Raw genomic sequence first — 9,548 nt, 5'->3', positions numbered from 1 at the left:
AAAAATTCAATCTCTTTCACAAACCTATCCGTCTGCTTTGCGATGACGGTTCCGAAAATCAAGGTGCGGTCAACGGTTTCTTAGACCAGCCCAATTTATTCATCAAAAAACTAATCGCTCAGGTCGACATTTTCTACTCAAACAGTATGATCGAAGCCGTGAACAAGAAAATGAAATATGAATTTCTATTTCCTAAAAATCCAATTTCATTTGAGGAAGTGATCAATACTCTCAAAGACGCGGTTCCAGGATACAACTCCCGTCCAAGCGGTGTCTTGTTCGGTTTCTCGCCGCTACAAGTCTTAAACGGGGAAGTTCCAGACAAACATCGTTTTGTCGAGCAAATCAAAGAGGCCGCCGTAATACGGCCTAAGATCAACAAACAAGGTCTCTGTGATCCTTGTGCAAATCCTTCTACTATTCCAATAAAGAGAAAGTAGTTTTTCACATTCAAACACCGGTTAATTTTAGTTAGTCGGTGATTCTTTTTTTTATTCGATCTCAGTGAAGTTGTCATCTTATCATTTCACCTTTTCAAGCAGCATTCCGGTTTTCCGGACTCCACTTGCTACCTTGGGTGTGGATTCTGCACGGTAACAGCCTAATAACGAAGAACGGCTTCTTATTTATTATTAAAATCAGCAATCCGTGAAGTTGTCATCTTATCATTTTACTTTTTTATACGAAACTCCGGTTTTCCGGACTCCGCTTGCTACCTTGGGTGTGCTTTCTGCACTCCACTTAATAATCCAATCCCTTAACCGGCTTATGCGCTTCTGCATCATAATCTTTTTCTTTATGCGAATGTATAAATTTTCCCTTATACAAAATCTTACCAGTACAAGCATCAATCTCTTCTCCATAACCGTATAAAGCTATATCTTTAAATAGCCCGGATCTAATTGTCTTTTTGAATGGAAATATAGCTTTCCCAATCCCATTTTCACATTCACCAGAAATACAAATGATCGTTTTTATCCACTTCCCATAGTATGTTTTGTCGCCACAAGTATAGATAACCGTAGAATGATATCCTCCGTTATTCCAAAACGTTGTAAAAGAATAGTTATCCTTTTCACATACATAAGATCCGTAATGTTGTTTGTGACCGCCTTCAAAAAAACCATAATATGTACATCCGCCTGGATATTTCTCCATCCCATATCCATGTCTATACCCCTTTTGGAAACTACCATAATAATAGGTATTATTATAAGTATAAACACCTTCCCCGGAATAACAATCCCCTTCAATACAACTAAAATTGATTCTAGGTATATAATAAAAAGCGGCCAACACAACCGCTCCTGCTATCAACCAATTTCTAATATATTTTGTAATCATCTGCTACACCGGAAGAAACGGCTCGATCTGAAATCTTATAGAAATTATTATCTACGTATTTCATAATATCGGATACTGATTTACCCAATGCATACATTTCCAACACCGCCTGTGAAGCTAATACTGATGCGTTGTAGGAAAACGTATTAGGAGTATAAACATCGGACATACTGTGAGCGTGATGATCCTGTCCTGTATAAATTTGAAACTGAACGATCTCCCCATAACCTCCTTGTGATCTATCCCTCACTACGTGAGCTTCCGAAAAAGAATCTTGGATGGTGTGCAAAGCCATACCTAATAACCCCACAGATATCTTTCGACTCTCATCAATCGGTAATCTGCTTTTATTCGATTCATATTCTCTTGCAAGGGTGATCAATTCTTCAATCCGACTCAGGATCTTCTCTTTGGTAACTTGCGGTGCAACTCCAGGTTCCGGCTCTTGATTATGATAGAAAGATTCAGGACCATAATGTGTTCTCAAACTTGGATCATTCGAGGTCATTGGATCTATTCCAAGTTTTTCTTTAATCCACATTATCCCTAAACCTAAATATCCATCTGGCATATCTACCGATCTCACTCCTTGCTTCAATATTTTAATCTCGGCTTCGCTGAAACCGGCATTGCGACCAGCGTGCTCTGTTACATTTTCATGACTTGGATAGTTGGGCGACAATGAACCAGCATTTTGTAAATTCGGCACCAACCATTCCGGTGCGAGATTCCCTGTCTTCGGATCCCGAACCAAGACCGTTCCGTCTTCATCAACGTATGTTCCGGGACGCGGACCTGGTTTTAACGTCAATGCATCATCACCGCCAAACAACGCATTCTTGATCGCATTCCAGCCGTTCGAGAGGTTCTCACCATTGAGACCACCCACTGCACCGGCCATACCGTCCCAAGCAGACTTAACACCACGACCGACCCCGCTCACCAAACCGCTCAAACCGTCAAAGATGTCGCTTAACAAATTCCGATTCGCGGCGGAATGATCCGGGTTATTCGTCCTGTTGAAAAGATTTTTGTTAAAGCCGTATTGAACATCGCTACTTAGACCACCGTATTCCGAAACCGTCCAAGAAGGAGTTACACTCACAGGACCCAACGAAGACGTAAGACCAATTGTTGCACCGTAACCCGAGGCGGTGTCGTAGCTAAGACCCAAGCTGCCGTTCAGACCTTTCTTTTCGTTGTATTGACCTCGGATATTGGCGCTCACTCCTTGCGATTGACTCTCTCGACCTATGTTATTCACATGGACACCAGCATCTACCCAGTTCGAATAGTTACCTTGACTGTCCGTTCCACCAAGGCCCACTTTTAAACCGGCTGTCGCTCCCCAAGATCCGCTCTTTGCGTTGTAGTTTAATCCGATACTACCGCCTAACTGCGTCTTGTTGTCCGTACCGATACTCACTCCCGCTCCAAATCCGTTCGCATAGCTGTAGCTCAAGTTCACTCCTACCACTCCTTCCGTGGCGTAGTCTAACGCAGAGTTGGCTATTCCAGATACCACTCCCGCTGCCATACCCGCTGCTCCGCCTTCATACGCTCCTCGAAACGATTTCCAACCCGTAGTTCCAATTGCAGAGATTGCCATCAGGCCAACTCCAATCGGAGCAAACGGAGTAAAAGAAAGGATCGCACCCACGATTCCAGTTACGGCTAACGTCGTAGTCACTACTTTGTCTAGGACAGCGTCGTTCGCATACATCTCCGCTCCGGTTCGCATTCCTAACTCGTTGACATGTCGTTGTGCTTTGTTCGAATCTCTGAACTTTGCTAACTCGTAGTTCCCTTCCGCAAACGTGCCATTCATCGTTTCGTTTCCCATGCCGAGGGTTAGTAGAGTTACAAACGGTTCCGTGTTCAGAGGGCAGACGACAGATGACTGAAGACGGAGGACAGAAGGGCGAATTTTTCTTCGCTTCCGCGAAGAAAAACCGCGCTCTCCGTTTCAATCTGCAACGCAACATTTCAATCTTTTCGTATATTCCGATTTCTTCATTCCAACCATGTTGCATTGCAGGATTTACACTTCGATCGCTTTCGCGGCTGTGGATCGATGTCAAGCTACAAATAGCTTCCAAGCGGAGCTTGGAAAAATCTCCTGAAGTTCAAGAAACTGGAATATGCCGGTTTTGTAAACCACAAGCCGCAACGGTAAAACTACAAAATCCTGTGATTTGCGTCAAGAGTCAAAATCACCTAATACATGTTAGGTCACATGGATTCCGCACTGCTTCGCACAGCCTGTGCAGTTCGGGTTTGTTTTGGCACTTTGAAAGAAAAAAACGGAAGGAAACTTTAAGAGTTTAGAACCAACTCTTTGATATATCAAAGAGTTGCCCGTTAGGCGGTTTTTTGTCAAGGAAAGATCGAATTTTACTCATTTTTTTAAAATCTAAAAGCCTCCAATCTTTGAAAGTTCCTCGTTTAAATAAATTCCATCCTTTAAGATCTCTTCCGGTTTAATTGCCTTTTTGGGTAAATACAAAACATCGCCTACATAACGTCCGTAGATGTCTTTCGATCTGCTCCTTACAATTATCTTTGTTTTAGAAGGTAATTTCTTTTTCAACAACTCAAAACTGCTTGCGCCTTCATCCGTATCCAACTCCCCCGACCACACGTTGTGTAATCGAATTCTCTGTCTTGCAATTACGTTAAATCCTAACTGCAACTTTACAAGAATTGTATCTCCGTCAATGATCCGTTCGATTTCCCCAAAGTAGAAATAAAGATCCGATGATTTGGGGATCTTTGTTTTCTTAATATTCCAGGATTTACCTTGTTTGTGGATCTCTAAAATATCGTCGGTTTTGTATTTGTTACCGGCTTGAGTTTGCGGTATTTCGTAGTAACAGTAAAAACCTAAATCAAGTAGGAAACTTTCGTTCGTAGTTAAGCTTTCTTTGATTTTGTAATGCCAAAGCAAACCCTCAGGGCGTTTCCATCTTAATTCCGGAGATCTTCTTTGTTGTCCGCTTTCTTTGACTTTAATAGATAGATCCTTTTCGCTCCATCCCTTTTGTATGGCTGCTTGTGTAAGCTTCTCTCTCAGTTTCTCATCAACAATGGATGCCAATTTTCGATAATGGCTCCAGCTTAGTCTATGATCCAATTCCGATTTTCCGTAAACTTCGTAGAACTTTTGAGCGTAAAAAAGGTTCCTTTCCGAAAATCCTTTTTTTAAATGTTTCTGCAATTGAAAAGAAATTGCTTTCATCCAGCTGCCACTCGTTCGTTCTTCATTTGTCGCATCTTTCTCGGTGTCTTTTAAAATTCTCCCGATTTCTCGATTTGCTTCTAAAACTACAGTGTTTTTATTCAAAGAACTCTGAGATCGGATTTCTTCATATACCTTTAAGATTCCGTTTAACGCTTGATTGATTTTCTCCCGATTCATTGAAAATAATATCCTAAGTCTTTATCTCTTTTTTTCCTCTTTAGCTTTCACAGAGTAGATGCACGGCAACTAACAAATATTAAGCCTTCAAGTTCAATCTGATTTTATTCTTAACATCCGCAAACTTGTGACCTAGGATATTTGGTGTTAATATTCAATTACTTTACAAGGCAAAGCTTTGGTCTTTTTTCCGGAGCCCGTTTGCTACCTTTGGCGTGCTTTCTGCACGGCATTTAGAGCTAATCAAAATGCTCTGCCCTAGATATTAATTTGAATCCACTTTTAAAATAACCTTTTCCAAAATTCACACATTAATGAACGAAAAAAGATTTAAGAATTGTATTTTTATTATAATATGACATAATATTTATTATGTCATATAACTTATTATTTAATTCTCCTAATAAAGTTTGTACCAAAATTGAAAAAAATAATTTAATTCAATACTTAAACTGTAATTACGAATCAAATCCAAACTTGGTTGAACGCGCACGGAAATTTGTTCAATTTCAGTATTCTAAATTAGAGTACGCCGGATACGACCCTGACTTCGATCGTCAATTCGACCTGAATGGTTTTAGTCAGTATTTTATTGCTCTGGACGAAAATGATGAAATTATTGCGACTTCCCGAATCGTTTCTAGAGGTCCGTTTGGCCTACCGATTGAATATTCCTATCGAAGCGATACTGGAAAACGAACAGTTATCGAAGATGGAAATGTTGCTGAAATGAATTCATTTGCTGCCACTAAGATGAACGCTGGTTCGAAAGTTTTATCTTTAAGTACTGATTTTTTACTTAAACATGATTTTACTTCCACATATGGATTATTCGATATAAATCGAAGTGCAATGGGAAAGCTCTATAACCGGATCGGAGCTATAGAATCTTCTTTACACCCATATTTAATTTACTTTCCAAACTATGGAAAGTTGGTTCAAGGAAACGTTAGACCAACTTTATGGAAAGTACAAGTGTCAGATAAAGCTAAAATTATTGCAAAAAAAAGTCATTCATGACGTTATGTTTTCAGAGGTTTATACTTTGGAAGCGATTTCAGCTCTACTCTTAGCGTCAATATGCAATCTTTGCCTAGGCTTCTACGTTTTATTTGTCATACGGCAACGGAAACGGTTTTTTGATTTCGGGACCCTTTGCATTCTTTTTGGAATATGGAGTGCGCTTTTTGCAGTGCCGTTTTTCGAAGGAACGGAAACAACTTTCTGGACACGAACGCTAACATTACCCATGATCATTGCTCCTTTGTTTCTAATTCGATTCATTCACTCCTACGTTTTTGACAAAGAGATTCCAATAACCGGTAACCTGCTAATATTAATAGTTTATGTTATTCCTATTTATGTTTTTAGCTATTCGGATTTTTACATTACGAGTGCATGGATTCAAGATGCAAAACTGCATTTTACAGCCGGAATACTCTATGATTATTTCGTAATTGGTGGAGTTCTAAGTATAATTTCTTCAATAATAGTTCTTGCTTTGGGATTCAAAAAAAGAAGAGGACTAAACCGAGTCCGATTCGTCTATATCGCGACCGGAATATTACTTTGGCTATTGTCAATAGGAACGTTTACATTGCTTCTTCGACACCTTGGCTTACCGGAATACAATTTTGTGGCTCCTATTAGTTGTAGTTTAGCTACAGCCATTTGGTCAATTGGAATCATCAAAATCAATTTGTTCGAAATTTCTGAAGATGCAATCTTAGAAAGGAGAAATTCGATCGTCGCCCATACAAACATTCTAATACTAAGAAAAGTTGACTCGCAATTTTACAAAAACGCATTGATAAGTTATAGAAAGAACGCGATCGAAAGAATCATTCAGAATTTTGTAGACCTTCAAATCAATTCGGAACTTACTGTGGAAGAAATTTACTCCTATTTGGCAACAAAGGAAAAGGCTATCACTCCTCTATAATTCTTTCTGCCAAGGCGTTCATGGATTTCCTACCCGATTGATCCATTTTATAAATCTTCCAGAATATTTCCAAGGCGTCTGGAGAATTTTTTAAAAATCGTAGAAACACCGTTACTTCTTTGGTCAAACTTTCCTTCTCTTCCCGTGATTTTCTTAATCCTAAATCAATCGGATCTAATTCGAAATCACGAACAAAAATTATAGGATCAATTTTTTCATTTTTATAAAGATTTACTACAAAAGTTAGCGTCGGAATCGTATGCCCACTCAAATAACGACTTACTGTCGGTTGTTTGACCTCACCTGCTTTAGCAAGGTCCTCTTGATTCCAACCTTTCCTACTCATTAAATCTTTCAGAATTATGCTAAAATTCATAAAATTTCATATCTGCATATTTTTTGCTTGAAATATACATTTATGTATATTATCATTCTACTAATCAATCGCTCCGGTTTCAATTTTTGATAATTAAAATTGGCAAGTGGGAATTATGCAACCGAAAAGTAAAAAAATCCAAGGCCGGTTTCTAATATTCACACACGTGCTTATCATCACGAACTTAATTAAAATATATAAGAATTTCGTACAGAAATATTTCATTTTCAATAATCAAAATATTTTCAACTTCCTAGCTCAATTGAGCGCAAAACTAATCTTAACCAAAAAGGAACAAACCATGGTATTTAATTATTATCAAATAATGCCCTTAGAAATTTCCAATTCCGATTTAGACGAGTATGAGAAATACCTAGGCAAATCATTAAACGACGAGGACAGAGAAGTAATATTGAAATTCACAGGCTTTCGTAGGGTTTTAACAATCAGAAAGAAATTAAAACTGTAGAGTATTTTCTTTCTAACGATTTATTAAATAACGAATAAAATCAATATTATGACCGAATTCCATTCAATATTTGATATAAATACTATCGGAATTTTAGATTATGAGAGTTTTTTAAAATTGGGAATGTTCTATTTTCATGCTTTTGGGGTAGTGATCGGATTTTTATTAGGATTTTCTAAATTTTTTTCAAGTGACGGCTTTAGTAAATCCTACGGTTCCGTTTTACAATCCGCTGCGTTTTTTCTGATTTTAAATAACGGTATCCTGATCGATCAAGGAACTTTACGAAACGAATATAAAATCACATTCGGTTCTTATTATGGCCTAGTTCTTTATTCCAGCTTGGCTGTATTCGTTTGTTTCCAGTATGTATTAGAATCTTTAGATAATCCTTGGATTTATTGCAAACGACTTTTAGGGATCATTCCCGTTACCGTGTTATTTTCTTATTTTATTCCAAATCTTCACTTTATATCTTTTATAGACATTCTAGGATTTGGGATTTCTATTTTTACTTTTGTCTGGTCTTTGAGAAAGGTTTTAAAATCCAACAAATCTATTTTATATTTCAACCTTCCCTTTCTATCTCTTCTTATTTCTATCTGTTTTGTTTTTGATTTCTTAGGTACGATGTTTGATAAGAAAGATTTCTTTTTTATTACAGAAATAATTCCTGGTTCCGCAATTTGCTACACGATTCTTTTAGAGCGCTTTTTTCCTTCTTTATTTAGCAAGGTTACTATTCCTGACATAAATAAAGACAAAGAAATTGAATTAGAAACAATTCCAGAAGCTAAAGAAACAAAAAAATATAAATATCCGTCTAGAGATTTGTTAGAAGGGATCGATTTAGAAAAAGTTAAAACTAAACTGAATCATTTTTTAGATTCCAAGGGTTTTATAGACGAAGAACTTCGACTCCCTGATTTTGCCACTGATGTAGGTCTCACTACGCATCAGGCTTCCTACTATTTGAATCGATATTTGAATATGAGTTTTACTGATTTTCTGCAATTCCATAGAATCAACGAAGTGAAAAATATGATTCGTATAAACGCGAATTATAATCTTTTAAATATCGCTCTCGAATGCGGTTTTAATTCCGCTTCTTCGTTTCACAGAGCTTGTATTAAATTTACTGGTAAATCTCCTCGACGGCTCAAAAAGGAAATTTTTTTAAACGAAAGTTCAAGTCTTACGATTCCACAAAAGTCAAAGACACAATCGGATTCTTTCAAAGACGTAGATTCTTAAAAATCAGGATTACAGCTTTGTGTTCGGATTTCTAATCTTTTGCTGTGGATTCTGCACTGCGCTACATTATTGTTAACGAATATAAAACTTATCACTTTTAATTCCAATATAATTAGATCCTTCTGAATTACAGGTGATTTTATCTTCCGTAATACTAGTACAAACAGTGTCAACATCTTCAGATACTTGAACTTCTTTAAGCATCGGAACAAAGGAAGTATCTAAAGAAGTCCTTTTTTCTCCTCTCTCACAATTGGTAAATCTTATCTCACCCTCATCAGATAACGAGGGTTTACAAATCCAGTATCTAACTCCGTTGAATGATTCTTCATTTAATTTACCGTAAATAACTCCTACTTCTATTAAAGCTGCCTTATCGGCATATACCAATATCCACATATACGGAACGTTATTAAATAAAGTTTTTTCACCTCGGTTATAAAACAACCCATACGAATGCACTTTTGTTTCATTTTTGGTCAGTCCCCTCGCAAACGTAAAATAACGCTCACCATAGGTTTCTATATCCAAAAAACGATCCACTATTTCGTAAGAAGTCGGAAGCCAATCCGACTTTACCATTAAGGGAAATCCTGGATAGATTTTACCTAATTCTTTAACAGTTCCGTTTCCTATAAATCTGTATAAAATCGACTGCTCTGTTGAAAACATAATTCGATCCCTACAGGCAAACAAAAATAATACGAGAACACAGATAATTATTTTTCTCATAAAGGATTACTCC

General features: G+C 37.5%; 9 protein-coding genes and 1 pseudogene. 5 read left to right on the top strand and 5 right to left on the bottom strand.

Annotation, left to right across the window (positions count from 1 at the left end):
• Nucleotides 1-440: pseudogene (locus CLV95_RS16770) on the top strand (transposase); the annotation flags it as partial.
• A gap of 301 nt (nucleotides 441-741) precedes the next feature.
• Here CLV95_RS16770 and CLV95_RS16765 read toward each other — a convergent pair.
• The 3 genes from CLV95_RS16765 to CLV95_RS16750 form a co-directional block, all read right to left on the bottom strand.
• Complete coding sequence (locus CLV95_RS16765) at nucleotides 742-1,344, bottom strand: MORN repeat-containing protein (RefSeq protein WP_002733268.1); 603 nt, start codon at nucleotides 1,342-1,344, stop codon at nucleotides 742-744.
• Nucleotides 1,325-3,067, bottom strand: a complete 1,743-nt coding sequence (locus tag CLV95_RS16760) for a hypothetical protein (RefSeq protein WP_372509330.1) — start codon at nucleotides 3,065-3,067, stop codon at nucleotides 1,325-1,327. The genes CLV95_RS16765 and CLV95_RS16760 overlap by 20 nt, the downstream gene beginning before the upstream one ends.
• 690 nt (nucleotides 3,068-3,757) lie before the next feature.
• The gene (locus CLV95_RS16750; protein WP_002732795.1) at nucleotides 3,758-4,762 is read right to left on the bottom strand and encodes a DUF1016 N-terminal domain-containing protein; all 1,005 of its coding nucleotides are present in this window, start codon (nucleotides 4,760-4,762) and stop codon (nucleotides 3,758-3,760) included.
• Nucleotides 4,763-5,134: 372 nt separating this feature from the next.
• Between CLV95_RS16750 and CLV95_RS16745 the strand changes: the two genes are divergently transcribed.
• Nucleotides 5,135-5,782: an LBL_2463 family protein gene (locus CLV95_RS16745; RefSeq protein WP_002732799.1), complete on the top strand. Its 648-nt coding sequence runs from the start codon at nucleotides 5,135-5,137 to the stop codon at nucleotides 5,780-5,782.
• A gap of 4 nt (nucleotides 5,783-5,786) precedes the next feature.
• Nucleotides 5,787-6,704 (top strand): histidine kinase N-terminal 7TM domain-containing protein, encoded by a 918-nt coding sequence (locus CLV95_RS16740; RefSeq protein ID WP_032852810.1) that lies wholly within the window; start codon nucleotides 5,787-5,789, stop codon nucleotides 6,702-6,704.
• Here the strand turns inward: CLV95_RS16740 and CLV95_RS16735 are convergent.
• Nucleotides 6,691-7,080 (bottom strand): helix-turn-helix domain-containing protein, encoded by a 390-nt coding sequence (locus CLV95_RS16735; protein WP_011669592.1) that lies wholly within the window; start codon nucleotides 7,078-7,080, stop codon nucleotides 6,691-6,693. The genes CLV95_RS16740 and CLV95_RS16735 overlap by 14 nt on opposite strands.
• Before the next feature lie 301 nt (nucleotides 7,081-7,381).
• Here CLV95_RS16735 and CLV95_RS20145 point away from each other — a divergent pair, with 301 nt between their 5' ends.
• Both CLV95_RS20145 and CLV95_RS16725 read left to right on the top strand, forming a co-directional pair.
• On the top strand, nucleotides 7,382-7,549 hold the full coding sequence (locus tag CLV95_RS20145) for an LIMLP_19325 family protein (RefSeq protein WP_002732791.1): 168 nt from the start codon (nucleotides 7,382-7,384) through the stop codon (nucleotides 7,547-7,549).
• Nucleotides 7,550-7,597: 48 nt separating this feature from the next.
• Nucleotides 7,598-8,803 carry a helix-turn-helix domain-containing protein gene (locus tag CLV95_RS16725; protein ID WP_002732793.1) on the top strand — a complete coding sequence of 402 codons (1,206 nt, stop codon included), beginning with the start codon at nucleotides 7,598-7,600 and terminating at the stop codon, nucleotides 8,801-8,803.
• A 72-nt stretch (nucleotides 8,804-8,875) separates the two neighbouring features.
• Here the strand turns inward: CLV95_RS16725 and CLV95_RS16720 are convergent, their stop codons facing one another.
• Entirely contained in the window at nucleotides 8,876-9,535 is a 660-nt protein-coding gene (locus tag CLV95_RS16720; RefSeq protein WP_002732797.1) for a hypothetical protein, read from the bottom strand.
• Nucleotides 9,536-9,548 lie beyond the last annotated feature (13 nt).

Source organism: Leptospira borgpetersenii serovar Javanica (assembly GCF_003046425.1).
Lineage (GTDB): Bacteria > Spirochaetota > Leptospiria > Leptospirales > Leptospiraceae > Leptospira > Leptospira borgpetersenii.
The sequence above is the reverse complement of the archived record's forward strand: the minus strand, read 5'-3'. Positions and strand labels throughout refer to the sequence as shown.

Excerpts from the sequence above, each read along its gene's own strand:
- CLV95_RS16765 (WP_002733268.1), bottom strand. The coding sequence starts at position 1,344 with ATGATTACAAAATATATTAGAAATTGGTTGATAGCAGGAGCGGTTGTG.
- CLV95_RS16760 (WP_372509330.1), bottom strand. The coding sequence starts at position 3,067 with ATGTATGCGAACGACGCTGTCCTAGACAAAGTAGTGACTACGACGTTA.
- CLV95_RS16750 (WP_002732795.1), bottom strand. The coding sequence starts at position 4,762 with ATGAATCGGGAGAAAATCAATCAAGCGTTAAACGGAATCTTAAAGGTA.
- CLV95_RS16745 (WP_002732799.1), top strand. The coding sequence starts at position 5,135 with ATGTCATATAACTTATTATTTAATTCTCCTAATAAAGTTTGTACCAAA.
- CLV95_RS16740 (WP_032852810.1), top strand. The coding sequence starts at position 5,787 with ATGTTTTCAGAGGTTTATACTTTGGAAGCGATTTCAGCTCTACTCTTA.
- CLV95_RS16735 (WP_011669592.1), bottom strand. The coding sequence starts at position 7,080 with ATGAATTTTAGCATAATTCTGAAAGATTTAATGAGTAGGAAAGGTTGG.
- CLV95_RS20145 (WP_002732791.1), top strand. The coding sequence starts at position 7,382 with ATGGTATTTAATTATTATCAAATAATGCCCTTAGAAATTTCCAATTCC.
- CLV95_RS16725 (WP_002732793.1), top strand. The coding sequence starts at position 7,598 with ATGACCGAATTCCATTCAATATTTGATATAAATACTATCGGAATTTTA.
- CLV95_RS16720 (WP_002732797.1), bottom strand. The coding sequence starts at position 9,535 with ATGAGAAAAATAATTATCTGTGTTCTCGTATTATTTTTGTTTGCCTGT.